Below are 13,441 nucleotides of genomic sequence, written 5' to 3'. Positions count from 1 at the left end.
ATTTATAAAAAAATTCTCAACAAATATGTTAAAACAGGAGCGTCATAAATTAATTTTAGATATGCTTAAAACAAGTAAAAAAGTGTTGTCTAAAAATTTGAGTGACGAACTGCAAGTTTCCGAAGACACCATTCGACGTGATTTAAAAGAACTTGAATTACAAGATTTAATTTATAGAGTGCACGGTGGTGCCTTGCTTAAAGAAATACGAGTGCGTTCGTACGACGAGCGTAGTACTGCCGATATTGATGAAAAAAAGAAAATTGCTTTAAAAGCCGTGAAACTATTAAAAAGCGGACAAGTAATTATTATGAGTGGTAGTTCTACAAATTTAGAACTTGCCAAAATTATTCCGTCAGAAATTAACGCTACTATTTACACGTACAGTCTGCCAATTGCGGTAGAGTTATCGCATCACCCAGCCATCGAAGTTATTTTTATTGGCGGAAAATTAAATAAAGAAGCGCAAGTTACCGTAGGTATAGATGTAGTAAACCCCATTTATAATATAAGTGCCGATATTTGTTTTATGGGAACCGATGGTATTGATATCTCTCGCGGCTTAACAGAACCCAACTGGGAAGTGTCACGCATAAAAAACAGTATGATTCGCGCCTCAAATTACGTGGTGGTAATGTGTGTAAGTAGTCGCGTAAACTCGGTAAAACGACATTCTGTTGTGCCTATTACAGAAATTGATGCTATAGTTTCCGATATTAATCCGGACCACAGTATGTTTAGCGATTTTAAAGCCTTAGATTTAACCATCATCTAAAAAACTAAAAACATGATTAAAAGGATTGTTGTGTTAGTGCTTATTGTTTGTGCTTCGGCTTGCAAATCTGGTCGCATTACAAAACATATTTCTAGGCAGCTTGAAACGCCTTTTTACGACAATCAGTTTACGGGTTTTTTAGTGTATAATCCTAAAACAAACGATACTGTTTTTAGCTACAACGCCAACTGTTATTTTACACCAGCAAGCAACACTAAAATTTTCACATTATACAGCGCACTGGAATTGTTACCAAACAATATTCCTGCTTTTAAATATAAAACCGATGGAGACACCGTTACTATAAAAGGCACAGGAAACCCAACATTTTTACACCCATTTTTTAACGATAGTACAGCACTCAATCTGTGTAAAAATTACAGTCATGTAAAAGTAATTTGCAATAATTTAGAAGATGAAAAATTTGGCCCTGGTTGGGCTTGGGAAGATTACGACACTTACTTCAGTCCCGAGCGTAGCAGTTTCCCTATGTATGGCAATGTTGCAACCATTGGCAAAACAGATAGCTTACAAGTAATTCCTGAAGCTTTAGCGCAAAATGTAACCGAAGTTTTAACACGAAAACGCCGCAAATACAATCAAAATATTTTCTATTACAACAAAAAACAGCAAGATACCATTGAAGTGCCTTTGGTAATCGATTCGACTTTAATTAAACAACTTTGGCAAGCTATTTTACCTAATAAAGTGTCTTTTCAAAACACCAATAACGAATCCTTTGAGCAAGTTGCCTATGGCATCTCCTCAGATTCGTTATACAAACACATGATGGCCGTAAGCGATAACTTTCTTGCAGAACAAATGCTTATTATGGCATCGTCAACCTTGTCGGATACATTAAGTTCTCAACGTGTACGCACGCATATTTTAAAACATCAGTTAAATGATTTAAAGCAGCAACCACGCTGGGTAGATGGTTCTGGATTAAGCCGTTATAATTTATTTACACCAACATCGTTTGTGCAAGTATTAACCAAATTATACGGCGAAATTCCGCGAAAGCGACTTTTCAATTTATTTCCCGTTGGCGGAAAAACAGGCACACTAAAACGCTATTATCATGGTAACGATGCGCCGTACATTTATGCAAAATCGGGCACCGTTGGAAACAACTATTCGTTAAGTGGTTATTTAATAACTAATTCTGGCGACACCTTAATTTTTAGTTTTATGAACAACCATTACCGACAATCTACCATTGCAGTAAAACATCACATGGAAACCGTTTTCGAATGGCTTCGCGACAATTATTAAATTCGGTTTATATGTAGTATTTTTGATATTTATTGAAATTCTACAAAACATGACAAACAAGATAACAACAACCTGGTTGGGCGATATGAAATTTGAAAGCACCAACCCATCAGGACACAATTTATTTATAGATGCTGGCGAAGAAAATGGCGGTAAAAGTGAAGGCTACCGTCCAAAAGCACTAATGCTTTCTGGTTTAGCAGGCTGTTCGGGATTAGATGTGGCTTCTTTAATTAAAAAAATGAAGCTTGAAGTTGAAGATTTTAAAATTGAAATTGAAGCAAACCTAACCGAAGAACACCCAAAATACTACGATAAAGTTGGCATGCATTTTCATTTTACAGGCGCTAATTTAAATGAAAAGAAACTAAAAAAAGCAGTCGATTTATCGGTTGAAAAATACTGCGGTGTTATGGAAATGTTTCGTCAGTTTGCCGAATTAGATATTCAAACGCATTTTCATAATAATTAATTTGTTAGTTGGCACTTCGAGTAATTTTGAAGAAAACAACGAAGCTAATTTGTATCAAGAAGTAAAACTTAAAAACTTCAGACCTTAAAATGCGTTGGACGCTAAAACCCAAACCCGAAACACATACCGTTGAAGCTTTACAAAAAGCATTACATGTAGATGAAACCACGGCAACATTACTAGTGCAGCGTGGTATTACTACCTACGACGAAGCGAAGCGGTTTTTTCGCCCAAGTCTTGACGATTTACACGATCCGTTTTTAATGAAAGACATGGATAAAGCCGTAAATCGTATAGAGCAGGCTTTAGCAAATAACGAAAATATTTTGGTTTATGGCGATTACGATGTCGATGGCACAACATCGGTGGCACTAATGGCGTCGTATTTAAAGACGCGAACGCCTAATGTGGCGACTTACATTCCCGATCGTTACACCGAAGGTTATGGCGTTTCCATTCAAGGCATCGATTTTGCCCACGATAACGATTTTACACTCATTGTAGCGCTCGATTGTGGCATCAAAGCCATCGATAAAATTAGTTATGCCAAACAAAAAGGCATCGATTTTATAATTTGCGATCATCACCGCCCAGGAAACGACATTCCAGACGCAGCAGCTGTTTTAGATGCGAAACAAGCTGATTGTAATTATCCGTACAAAGAACTTTGTGGTTGCGGCGTTGGTTTTAAATTAATCCAAGCATTAGCCTCCAAAGAAGGCAAAACAATTACCGATTTATTACCGTATTTAGATTTGGTGGCCACTGCCATTGGTGCCGATATTGTTCCTATTGATGGCGAAAACAGAGTGCTGGCGTATCATGGTTTAGAAGTTATCAATACAAACCCAAGACCAGGTATAAAAGCCATCATTTCTCAGGTTAAAAAAGAGCAATTAACCATTACAGATGTGGTGTTCATCGTCGCTCCTAGAATTAATGCCGCTGGCCGAATGAAACATGGTGATTATGCTGTTTCGCTATTAACTGAAATGGATGTCGCTGAAGCGGAAAAAAACGCAGCCGAGATTGAAACTTTCAATTTAGATCGACGGGAAACCGACAAACAAATTACAGAAGAAGCCTTACAACAAATTGAAACCTTAAAGGAGCAAGAACGTTTCACAACCGTTGTTTTTAACGAAAGTTGGCACAAAGGGGTTATAGGTATTGTGGCGTCTAGATTAACCGAAACCTATTATCGCCCAACACTGGTATTCACTAAAAGCGGTGATAAACTGGCAGCATCGGCACGCTCTGTTTCTGGTTTTGATGTTTACAATGCCTTGGAAGCGTGCAGCGAACACATCGAACAATTTGGCGGACACAAATACGCTGCAGGATTAACGTTGCACGAAGCTAATTATGAAGCGTTTAAACAAGCCTTTGAAGATGTCGTTTCAAAAACCATAGATACCAAATTATTAACGCCGGAAATTAAAGTCGATCTTAAAATCGATTTGGAAGATATTACGCCCAAATTCTACCGCATTTTAAAACAGTTTGCGCCTTTTGGACCAAGTAATATGACACCCGTTTTTATGAGCGATAATTTAACCGATACAGGTTTTGCAAAATGCGTTGGCGAAGATAAAACGCATTTAAGACTCACGGTAAAACAGCGCAAATCTCTCAATCAGTTTGTGTGTATTGGTTTTGGTTTAGGTGATAAGCTTAACGTAGTTGCCAACAAAACACCATTTCAAGCGGTGTACACCATTGATGAAAACCACTGGCAAGGACAAACGAGCTTGCAATTAAAGCTTCGAGATGTGAAATAATCACTCTATTTAGATTTATTCTAAATAATTATTATATTTGTTGTATAAACAAGTATTATGCAGCAGGATATTTATAAAGTTTACCACAATGGTTTTGGCATTGCCTTTAAATGGAAAGACCCAATTACCAACCAAGTACAAGAGAAAATTCAAATTATTTTTAGAGATATGGGGTTTTATTTTACCCATAACGAAGTGAAGGATTTTTTTAACTGCGTAAATGCTGCAAAATGGAATTTACCTTGTAATCAATGCGATTTAGATTGCGATTCCAGAAATATTCTTCTAAAAACCCCTTGCAAACAAATTGATGTTGCATTAAACAGAAGCGAATTACATGCTGTAGAAGACTTAATAAAAGGCACTTTATTTCAACTAGAACTCGACGATTACGTTGAAGATTTGTGTAAAAATTAACTTTTTTAAAATATCCATTAGGGTGCTATTTTATACTTTAGTTGTTTTTTAGCTATGGCAAAAAACGACCCTTACGCCGCTTTAAAATACAAGGAATTTAATATTTTCTTGTTAATGCGTTTTCTTTTAATTTTTGGTTGGTCTATGCAATTTATTGTTATAGAATGGGAAGTGTACAGCCTTACCAAAGACCCATTAGCACTTGGTATTATTGGTTTAATGGAAATTATTCCTGCTTTTACCATGGCACTGTTTGCAGGACATATTGTAGACCAAAGCGAAAAACGAAATTTACTCGCACTTTGCATTGCCTTATTTTCATTTATTAGCTTAGGTTTATTTTGCCTGACTTGGGATGCCGTAGTTGCCAACTGGTCTACAAAAACGATTTTGTATGGCATTTACACTTTGGTATTTTTTGGTGGGTTTTTACGTTCGTTTTTTGGACCAACTATATTCTCACTAATTGCCTTAATTGTTCCTAAAAAGGTATATCCAAACGCAGCCACATGGAGCACTAGCACATGGAAAGCTGCTAATGTTTTAGGGGCGCTTTTTGGTGGGTTTTTTATTCATTGGATTGGTGTGGATAAAACTCTGTGCATCATTTTTGTGCTTGTGGTTTTATCCTTAATTTTTACATTTAGAATTAAAAAGAAACCTATTTTAAACCCTAAACGAGGTGAATCGGTAAAAGATAGTTTAGCTGTTGGTGTAAAATTTGTGTTTACAAATAAAGCCATTTTAGGTGCTTTAACTTTAGATATGATTGCGGTACTTTTTGGAGGCACCGTAGCTTTATTATCGGTTTTTGCACAAGATATCTTAAAGGTAGGCTCGCAAGGTTTTGGGGTACTTAATGCTTCTATTTCTTTAGGAAGTATTGCCAGTATGTTTTTAACAACCTATTTGCCAATTTCTAAAAATGCAGGTAAAAAGCTGTTAGTTTCCATCTTTATTTTTGGATTGTGTATTATAGCCTTCGGGCTATCATCTGTATTTTGGGTAAGCGTTGTGGCCTTGTTTTTAAGTGGTGCTGCCGATGGTATTTCGATGGTGATTAGGCAAACTATTTTACAATTAAAAACGCCTGATGAAATGCGTGGTCGTGTATCGTCGGTTAACTCGATGTTTGTAGGTTCTTCAAACGAGTTAGGCGCTTTCGAGAGTGGTTTGGCTGCTAAATTATTAGGTCCCGCAAAAGCTGTGGTTTTTGGTGGTACCATGACATTGCTTACTGTTGTTGGTTTGGGCTATAAAAACAAAGTACTTCGTGAGTTAGATTTAACTGAAGATTACGAGGCGCATGATAAAGACGATTAAGTTTTATACAGACCTGTTAGGTTTTTAAAACCTGATAGGTCTTAACTACTCATAGGTTTTTAACTCAAACGAATTTCCATCAAAAACACCATAGGTGAAATAAATAATCCAATCGCCGAGGTTAATGTATTTTGCGTTGGTTTCAATAGGAATTTCTAATGGCAAATGACGATGACCAAACACGTAATAATCGCGATGTTTTTGGCTTTCTTTACGCTTGCAATAGTGTACCAGCCATTCGTTGTCTTCGCCTAAAAATTTAGCATCCTCGTCGCCCGAAATCATTTTATTTTCAACCGAAAGGTATTGTGCTAGTTTTACGCCAATATCGGGATGCAACCAACGGAACAGCCATTTACAAAATTTGTTCGTGAATACCTTTTTCATGCGTTTATAGCCTTTGTCGCCAGGACCTAAACCATCACCATGACCAATAAAAAAAGAGGTGTTATTGAAGGTGAATTCTTGTGGTTTGTGGTACACAGGAATATTGAGTTCTTCCTCAAAATACCCATTCATCCATAAATCGTGGTTGCCAACAAAGTAATAAATAGGAATTCCGGAATCTGATATTTCGGCTAATTTACCTAAGGTTCGGGTAAAGCCTTTTGGCACAACTGTTTTATACTCGAACCAAAAATCGAATAAATCGCCAACCAGAAAAATGGCTGCTGCATCGTGCTTAATCTCGTCTAACCAAGCTACAAACTTTTTTTCGCGCGGGCGAGAGGCTTCTTTTGTTGGTGCGCCTAAGTGATTATCGGAAGCGAAATATATTTTTTTTCCTTCTGGAATTTGCATGTTGTAAATATAATAATTCCTGCTAAGGCAGTTTTCTCTTTTTTTACGGATTCGGTTTTTGCTTGTACAGGTGCAAATAAGCGGTAATTAAATTTTAAACACTTAACTACCAAATAGGTTTGCGTTAGGGATTGAGCGGCATGTTTGAGCTCTCGTGCCCAAAGCACGAAGCGAGTAGCGAAAGCCCGACCCTTGTGGTAACGCCCTAAATATTATCGTAAGCAAACCATTCGGCATACGAGGTGTCGGTTTCTTGTAGCTTTAGCGAGTGTAAGTTGATGTGTTTGGGTAAGCGCTTTTTTATTTTTTTGGCAAAATCGATAACCATCATTTCGCTGGTGGGTTGGTAATCTACCAACAGCACGTTGTGTCCACGATCTTTTAACTCTTTGGCGAGCTCGACGTGTGGGGTGTTTTTGTTAAAAACGGTGGCATGATCGAACACGTCAACAATTTCTTCTTTTACAATTTTTTTTAGGTCGCCAAAATCGATTACCATGCCATATTTTACATTATTAACATCGGAAATTGGCGTGCCAATAACCGTTACCGAGAGTTTATAACTGTGGCCGTGTACGTTTTTACACTTGCCGTCGTAGCCGTAAAGGGCGTGTCCTGTCTCGAAAGAAAACTGTTTTGTAATGCGAATATGGTTGCTCATAATTGCTGCTGAAAAAATTTTGCTACAAAGATATTCATTTTGTTTTACGAATTGATTTTTAGATTACATTTGCGCACTTTTATCCGCGGTGGATAGATTTTTATTTCTATTTGCTTATGAGCCATTTGTTTGAGGCCATTGATTTTGTTGAAAACGCGCTTTATGAAAAAATTATTGATGATTTAGCGCAACAACAATACAGTATTGTTGAGAATTTTTTCTCGGACAAGGAAGTTGAATTACTTAGAGATTCGCTTTTAAAACGAAAAGCTGATGACGATTTTAAAAAAGCTGCCATTGGAAACCGAACCAACGAAAACATTATAAAATCGATTCGTGGCGATTTAATTTTTTGGATTGATGAGCTGAGAGCTAATGCTGCCGAAAGCTTGTTTTTTACTAAAATTAATGATCTTGTTGGCTATTTAAACCGCACTTGTTTTTTAGGTGTATTGTTTAAAGAGTTCCATTACGCTATTTACCCGAAAGGCACGTTTTATAAACGCCATATTGATACGTTTCAAAATGATGACCGTAGAAAATTATCGTTTGTTTGTTACTTAAACGAAGATGGTTGGTTGCCTGAAAATGGTGGCGAATTGGTGCTTTACCTAAAAAATGAGGAAAAAGTTATTTATCCGTTTCCTGGTCGTGTTGTTATTTTTGAAAGTCAAATTATAGAACACGAGGTTAAGCCCGTAAATACGCAACGTTTTAGTATTACCGGTTGGTTAAAAACGCGATAGTTAGCGCTTACGAACGCGATTTACAATGTAAACTACAATTAAAATTAAGGCTAGAAGTAAGAATAAGCCACTACCGCTTAAAAAAGACATGATATCCATAGGTTTGGTGTTTTTTTGAGGTGTTAATTTGTGATTTTAAACGGCTAATTTACAGATTAAATTCTGTTATAGATTCATCGGTGTCAAAAATATGTGGGTAATGTTCTTTTATGTTTGCTTTCATAAAATCGAGGGGCACATCAGCGAAATGTCCGTAATCGTCTAAATATTCCATAAACAAATTGCCTTTGCTGTTGTATTGTTGCAGAAAAGAGTGGTTTTCACCATCAAAATCTAAAGGCGGTACGTTAAATTTTTTGCAAAGCGATTTGTTAAAAGCAGGCGATAGTTTTAGCCATTTGTCGTTTAAATATACATTTACCATGCCGTGCGGTGTGAGCTCGTTACTTCCAAATTTTTCGGTGAGTTTATCTACGGCAATATGATTTTTTACTTTACCAAGATGCAAACGCGCTGGAATATGTAATCCGCGTAAGCAAGCCACAAGCAGTACCGATTTTTCTATGCAATTACCCGATGGTTTTTCGGCAATAAAGCTCGCTTTGTAATGATCTTTTAACAAGGTAATATCATAGGGATTGTACAACCAATTATCGCGAACAAAGGTGTATAGTTTAATGGCTTTTTCTTTATCGGATAAACCACCATCATTAAATTTTGATGTGATTTTTTTAATGTTTTTATGATTAAAATCGAGGTAATACGAGGCTTGTAGATAATCCATAAATACAACGTTTAGTGGTAACGTAAATTTAGTGGTTTTTAGCAAGCGGTAAAAATAGTTGCCTGAATTTAACTATTAACGGTAGGCCGCGAGCGATAATCCAAATGGTTAAAGCGATAAAAATAGCATTGAGTTTATACCCAAAATAATCTAATGCTAGCAGTAACGGTACAAATACTACGAAGGTTGAAAATAGGAGGACGTTTCTAAGGTATTTCATTTTGCCTAAGCCTTTAAACATACCATCGAAAATAAAGGCGAGAGCACACAAGGGTTGCATGAGTAACACAACAAAGAAAATGGAATAAAAGGCTTCTAAAACTTCGGTTTCGTTGGTAAAAATTCTTCCGATAGGATAATAAAAAATAGTGCCAATAAGGGCTGTAGAAATGCCTAAAACCACGCCATATTTTATCAGTTTGTTGCTTAATTGAATGAGTAAATTGTACTGTTTTGCACCGTAAAGTTTTCCCGATAAAATATTTCCTGCACTGGCGTAACCATCAATTATAAAAGCGCCCAAAAACCATAAGTTTATAGCAATGGTATAAGCCGCAATATAATTTGCACCGTAACTGGTGGCATACGAACTCGCAAAATATAGGGTGACGTTTAATGCCAGCGTGCGCACAAAGAGATTTAAAATCATTAAAATGAATTTTTTAATTTCTTTATTAAACGGAAAACTCAACTTTAAAGGAATCGGTGTTTTTTTAAGTAAATAAAATGCCGACAATAAAGCCATAATAATTTGGGCAATGACGCTGGCGTACGCGGCACCTTTTATGTTCATTGCCGGTAATATGTCGGTGATGCCGTAAACCAAAATAAAGTCTAAAACAATATTTAAAGCAGCGCCAATTAAAGCTATTATCATGGGGTAAAAGGTGTTTTGTAAACCTCTAAATGCGCCAAAAACGGCTATGGTGAATAACGTAAACGGGAAACCAAAAACACGAATGCGGTAATAATCTACGCAGTAATCTAAAATTAAATGACTCGCGTTATATAGTTTAAAAATAGGTCGTGCAAACGGATAAGTGCCGAAAATAATAAGCAAGCTTAATGATGTTATTATAAAAATAGCTTGTGCTGGTAAGTTGGTGATTTCGTCTAACTTGTTCGCACCTACATATTGCGACACAATGGATGAAATGGCGCTACGTGTTTGCCCTAATACCCAAATAAGCATCGATAAAAAGGTGGTTACAATACCCACTGCTGCCAACGATTCGGTGGCATTTTGTGAGATGTTGCCAACCACAGCGGCATCGGTGAGTGATAAAATGGGCTCGGAAACACCGGCAATTAAAGCGGGAATGGCTAATTTGTTGATATGTTTAAAACTTATATCTGCGCTCAAAATACAAGTTCGTAACAGTGAAACGGGAATTCACTTTGTTTAGGAAAAAAGATATCACCCAAGCGCTTATAACCGCGAGTTTCATAAAATTTTACATTTCTTGGATTTTGCGAAAAGGTATCTAAACGCACGGAAGTAAACTGATTGGTTTTAGCGTAATTCTCAGCAAATGTCATTAATTGTTGCGCATAGCCTTTACCTTGAAGCTCTGGATGAACCGCCAAACGATGAATATAAATATTGTTTTCGCTTTTAGTAAGCCATTTTATAGGGATGTATTCTTCATCCATAAACGTGGAAATGGTAATGCAGCCCATAACGTTATTATCAACTTCTAACACATAAAGTTCGTCACGATTAAAATCGTTTAAAAAGGGTGTTTTGTTGGGATAGAACTCGTTCCACTGAAAAATATTTTGCGCAATCATGCTAGCGGCGCAGGCTTTGGTAATTTCTAATAGCCTATCAATATCTGAAACTTTTGCTTTTCTAATCATTAAAAATGTTTACATTTACGGCAAAGTTATTTTAATTTTCTTGTTGTTCAATTTGAATAAGAGAAAAATAACTTAAATATGGGGATGTAGCTCAGTTGGCTAGAGTGCTTGACTGGCAGTCAAGAGGTCACGGGTTCGAATCCCGTCTTCTCCACTAGCAATAACAAGCCTTGCAGAGATGTGAGGCTTTTTTATTTTTTGTTGGGTCAAACATAGGTCAAACATTTTACTTCTTGGATATTTAAAATTTATATATTTTTGGATATGCCTGAAACTAAAGATAATCCATTATACTATTTTATTAAATTAATTGAGTCAGATACTTTAAAAACTCAAAGAGATAAAGCTTTAAATGATTTTAAAGATTATGTAGGTGGTTATTTCAAGTCTATTGATTATGACAAAGGAATTATAGAATATTGGCAATTTGATAACTTCAATTCAATAGATGATAAAAAGATGGATTTAGGTACATATAGTTTCAAAGAAAGTTTCCCAAAAATCATTGATAAAGAATCTAAGTTAGCTAAAAAAAAGATTGATGATATAGTCCTTGAAATCAATAAGAATGGGAACAATGCTAACCAATTTCTTATAACTCAATTGAAGCATTTAAATATACTGGCTGAGAAATCTAAATTTGTATACCCTAAACTGAAGTTTATTGAAAGTGCTCTAGAATCCATAATATCCTATTTAGTAGACAGGTATTCTTTAAGAGAATCTTACAAAAAACGTAGTTCAGATTTTCCTACTAAATTTTCTTTTTTTGACATTAAACCATCTATTAAAAGTGTTTTAGTAGAAAGTCTTTATGATAGTTCTGTTGATTTAGAAATAATAGATGATGAAATAGTCTCAGAAGAAACTTTTATCAATGTACTCACAGGTAACCCAACAGCTTCTGATGAAGCTATTATTTTTAAATGTAACAACGAACTAGCAGCACATTTCATTAATTGCATTCAACCTTTATTTAATAACCTTTCAGTTGCTCAAATTGATAAAAGCAAATCTTTTATCAATAAAAATATGAAAGTCTTAAATCAGGCTGATTTGGATAATGCCAATAAAAGATTAAGAAAAAAAACTTCTCCTAAATTGGAAAGAATAACTTACCACATCACCAGAATGTTAGATTCTTAAATCTGGTCTAATACTTTATCTATCACTTTACCTAATACCTTGCTAACATTATTGTTAACAAGGATTTTTAATACTATTTCTTTGTGTTATTAATAATCTGAATGTGCGCACATTCCTTAATCATTCAGATAATGGAAATGACACAAAACAATGTATTTACTAATGAGCAGATACAACAAATTAGACAAGAATGGGCTGAACTATTAAAGCCTTTAAAAGAGTTTATGACAGTAGATGAAATAGCTGATTATTTAGGGCTATCAAAATCTGCTGTATACAAAATAACAAGTAATAAAGAAATCCCATTTTATAATCCTGGTGGAAAGAAGATTTACTTTAAAAGAGTAGAAGTAGATACTTGGATTGAGACTAGTAGGGTTGCTCCTGACTCTGAAATTATAAAGCAATTAGAACAGTCTTCCATTAACTTTAATTCTAATGGGTTATGGTAGATTTTATTAGGTTGTTTTACAGAGATAAAGACAAGTTTGAACACTTTGTATGTCAGCAAGAAAACTTTGAGGAGGTAGATACCATATTTGGATTGCATACAGGAGAAATCAAATATCCCTACAGAACTAGTTTTAATGGAATTGAAGTAAAAGTTACATCTAAACATGGCTATGTTTATAATTCTATCCATAAAGCTTATAATGACAGGTTTAGTCAAGAAGCACACAACCATGATGACTTTGGATATTGTAAACTCTGTTATATGGTGGATTACATTTCAAGTAAGTTAATAGATGTAGATAAAGTTAACCTTACCCAATTCGAGTTTGGATTTAATATAGAAACACCAGTTTCAGCACAACAAATCATAAGAAATAATGTGTTAATGCATAAACAAAATGGGGCTAACCATAATAGGGTTTTTAATGGTAAAGGTGAGTTAAAGCAATTTGATTATCACAACTTTGTAATTAAGATATATGATAAGGCTAGACAATATGGTTTACCTCGAAATATTTTAAGGTTTGAAATTAGATTTCTAAAGGCTAAGGAGTTTCAAAAATATGGTATATATAAAATCACAGACCTGAAGGATAAGCAAAAACTTAGAAAGCTGTTTGTAAACCTTAAACAAAGGTTTGATGAAATGACAATTGTAGATAGCTATGATGAGTCTATAATTCCAGAAAAAGACCTATGTAAGCTAATAAGATATAATAACTCCTCATACTGGGAAAGAGTTATCTCTAAAAAGTCAAATCAGACCAAAATGAGGCATATTAGAGCCTATCAAGAGTTACTTAACAAATATAATTTACTTCAAGTTAAATCCTTTCTAAAAGGTCTTTTACAAAAGAAGTATTTACAACTAATTAATTTTTAACCTAGAGTGATGTTTTCTCCACTTTTTATATAGGGAATACATCACTCTTACAATAAATACAAAC

The 13,441-nt window shown here is 35.2% G+C and carries 15 protein-coding genes and 1 tRNA gene; 11 read left to right on the top strand and 5 right to left on the bottom strand.

Annotated features, from left to right (window positions below; all coding sequences use genetic code 11):
* Window positions 1-25 precede the first annotated feature (25 nt).
* From PK35_RS04520 to PK35_RS04495, 6 genes are all read left to right on the top strand, one after another.
* Window positions 26-775: a DeoR/GlpR family DNA-binding transcription regulator gene (locus tag PK35_RS04520; protein WP_044625671.1), complete on the top strand. Its 750-nt coding sequence runs from the start codon at window positions 26-28 to the stop codon at window positions 773-775.
* Between the two features lie 12 nt (window positions 776-787).
* Window positions 788-2,050 (top strand): D-alanyl-D-alanine carboxypeptidase/D-alanyl-D-alanine-endopeptidase, encoded by a 1,263-nt coding sequence (locus PK35_RS04515; RefSeq protein WP_117624649.1) that lies wholly within the window; start codon window positions 788-790, stop codon window positions 2,048-2,050.
* A 49-nt stretch (window positions 2,051-2,099) separates the two neighbouring features.
* Window positions 2,100-2,522 (top strand): OsmC family protein, encoded by a 423-nt coding sequence (locus tag PK35_RS04510; RefSeq protein WP_044625493.1) that lies wholly within the window; start codon window positions 2,100-2,102, stop codon window positions 2,520-2,522.
* Between the two features lie 89 nt (window positions 2,523-2,611).
* Window positions 2,612-4,303: a single-stranded-DNA-specific exonuclease RecJ gene (gene recJ / locus PK35_RS04505; RefSeq protein ID WP_044625492.1), complete on the top strand. Its 1,692-nt coding sequence runs from the start codon at window positions 2,612-2,614 to the stop codon at window positions 4,301-4,303.
* Between the two features lie 57 nt (window positions 4,304-4,360).
* The gene (locus PK35_RS04500) at window positions 4,361-4,720 is read left to right on the top strand and encodes a DUF6686 family protein (RefSeq protein WP_044625491.1); all 360 of its coding nucleotides are present in this window, start codon (window positions 4,361-4,363) and stop codon (window positions 4,718-4,720) included.
* Between the two features lie 54 nt (window positions 4,721-4,774).
* Window positions 4,775-6,043 (top strand): MFS transporter, encoded by a 1,269-nt coding sequence (locus PK35_RS04495; protein WP_044625490.1) that lies wholly within the window; start codon window positions 4,775-4,777, stop codon window positions 6,041-6,043.
* Between the two features lie 45 nt (window positions 6,044-6,088).
* Here PK35_RS04495 and PK35_RS04490 read toward each other — a convergent pair whose 3' ends face one another.
* Both PK35_RS04490 and PK35_RS04485 read right to left on the bottom strand, forming a co-directional pair.
* On the bottom strand, window positions 6,089-6,844 hold the full coding sequence (locus PK35_RS04490; RefSeq protein ID WP_044625489.1) for a UDP-2,3-diacylglucosamine diphosphatase: 756 nt from the start codon (window positions 6,842-6,844) through the stop codon (window positions 6,089-6,091).
* A gap of 205 nt (window positions 6,845-7,049) precedes the next feature.
* Complete coding sequence (locus PK35_RS04485; RefSeq protein WP_044625488.1) at window positions 7,050-7,505, bottom strand: 6-pyruvoyl trahydropterin synthase family protein; 456 nt, start codon at window positions 7,503-7,505, stop codon at window positions 7,050-7,052.
* Between the two features lie 116 nt (window positions 7,506-7,621).
* Here PK35_RS04485 and PK35_RS04480 point away from each other — a divergent pair, with 116 nt between their 5' ends.
* Window positions 7,622-8,251, top strand: a complete 630-nt coding sequence (locus PK35_RS04480) for a 2OG-Fe(II) oxygenase (protein WP_044625487.1) — start codon at window positions 7,622-7,624, stop codon at window positions 8,249-8,251.
* A gap of 148 nt (window positions 8,252-8,399) precedes the next feature.
* Here the strand turns inward: PK35_RS04480 and PK35_RS04475 are convergent, their stop codons facing one another.
* Genes PK35_RS04475 through PK35_RS04465 form a run of 3 tightly spaced genes read right to left on the bottom strand, consistent with a single transcriptional unit; the run spans window position 8,400 to window position 10,895 of the window.
* Entirely contained in the window at window positions 8,400-9,035 is a 636-nt protein-coding gene (locus tag PK35_RS04475; protein ID WP_044625669.1) for a transglutaminase-like domain-containing protein, read from the bottom strand.
* A 28-nt stretch (window positions 9,036-9,063) separates the two neighbouring features.
* Entirely contained in the window at window positions 9,064-10,398 is a 1,335-nt protein-coding gene (locus PK35_RS04470) for an MATE family efflux transporter (protein WP_044625486.1), read from the bottom strand.
* The gene (locus tag PK35_RS04465; protein ID WP_044625485.1) at window positions 10,395-10,895 is read right to left on the bottom strand and encodes a GNAT family N-acetyltransferase; all 501 of its coding nucleotides are present in this window, start codon (window positions 10,893-10,895) and stop codon (window positions 10,395-10,397) included. The genes PK35_RS04470 and PK35_RS04465 overlap by 4 nt, the downstream gene beginning before the upstream one ends.
* A gap of 80 nt (window positions 10,896-10,975) precedes the next feature.
* Here PK35_RS04465 and PK35_RS04460 point away from each other — a divergent pair.
* From PK35_RS04460 to PK35_RS04445, 4 genes are all read left to right on the top strand, one after another.
* A tRNA-Ala gene (locus PK35_RS04460) sits at window positions 10,976-11,049 on the top strand.
* Window positions 11,050-11,159: 110 nt separating this feature from the next.
* Window positions 11,160-12,041: a hypothetical protein gene (locus tag PK35_RS04455; protein WP_044625484.1), complete on the top strand. Its 882-nt coding sequence runs from the start codon at window positions 11,160-11,162 to the stop codon at window positions 12,039-12,041.
* Between the two features lie 131 nt (window positions 12,042-12,172).
* Entirely contained in the window at window positions 12,173-12,493 is a 321-nt protein-coding gene (locus PK35_RS04450) for a helix-turn-helix domain-containing protein (RefSeq protein WP_202903811.1), read from the top strand.
* The gene (locus tag PK35_RS04445) at window positions 12,487-13,377 is read left to right on the top strand and encodes a hypothetical protein (protein WP_044625483.1); all 891 of its coding nucleotides are present in this window, start codon (window positions 12,487-12,489) and stop codon (window positions 13,375-13,377) included. Before PK35_RS04450 ends, PK35_RS04445 begins: the two co-directional genes overlap by 7 nt.
* Window positions 13,378-13,441: the final 64 nt, after the last annotated feature.

Source organism: Neotamlana nanhaiensis, assembly GCF_000943555.1.
In the GTDB taxonomy this organism is placed as follows: domain Bacteria; phylum Bacteroidota; class Bacteroidia; order Flavobacteriales; family Flavobacteriaceae; genus Neotamlana; species Neotamlana nanhaiensis.
This window is presented reverse-complemented; position numbering and strand designations above follow the sequence as displayed.

Bases quoted from the DNA above. Each gene is read 5' to 3' on its own strand.
- PK35_RS04480 (WP_044625487.1), top strand. From the start codon at position 7,622: ATGAGCCATTTGTTTGAGGCCATTGATTTTGTTGAAAACGCGCTTTAT.
- PK35_RS04445 (WP_044625483.1), top strand. From the start codon at position 12,487: ATGGTAGATTTTATTAGGTTGTTTTACAGAGATAAAGACAAGTTTGAA.
- PK35_RS04520 (WP_044625671.1), top strand. From the start codon at position 26: ATGTTAAAACAGGAGCGTCATAAATTAATTTTAGATATGCTTAAAACA.
- PK35_RS04450 (WP_202903811.1), top strand. From the start codon at position 12,173: ATGGAAATGACACAAAACAATGTATTTACTAATGAGCAGATACAACAA.
- PK35_RS04495 (WP_044625490.1), top strand. From the start codon at position 4,775: ATGGCAAAAAACGACCCTTACGCCGCTTTAAAATACAAGGAATTTAAT.
- PK35_RS04510 (WP_044625493.1), top strand. From the start codon at position 2,100: ATGACAAACAAGATAACAACAACCTGGTTGGGCGATATGAAATTTGAA.
- recJ (WP_044625492.1), top strand. From the start codon at position 2,612: ATGCGTTGGACGCTAAAACCCAAACCCGAAACACATACCGTTGAAGCT.
- PK35_RS04515 (WP_117624649.1), top strand. From the start codon at position 788: ATGATTAAAAGGATTGTTGTGTTAGTGCTTATTGTTTGTGCTTCGGCT.
- PK35_RS04485 (WP_044625488.1), bottom strand. From the start codon at position 7,505: ATGAGCAACCATATTCGCATTACAAAACAGTTTTCTTTCGAGACAGGA.
- PK35_RS04475 (WP_044625669.1), bottom strand. From the start codon at position 9,035: ATGGATTATCTACAAGCCTCGTATTACCTCGATTTTAATCATAAAAAC.
- PK35_RS04500 (WP_044625491.1), top strand. From the start codon at position 4,361: ATGCAGCAGGATATTTATAAAGTTTACCACAATGGTTTTGGCATTGCC.
- PK35_RS04465 (WP_044625485.1), bottom strand. From the start codon at position 10,895: ATGATTAGAAAAGCAAAAGTTTCAGATATTGATAGGCTATTAGAAATT.
- PK35_RS04490 (WP_044625489.1), bottom strand. From the start codon at position 6,844: ATGCAAATTCCAGAAGGAAAAAAAATATATTTCGCTTCCGATAATCAC.
- PK35_RS04455 (WP_044625484.1), top strand. From the start codon at position 11,160: ATGCCTGAAACTAAAGATAATCCATTATACTATTTTATTAAATTAATT.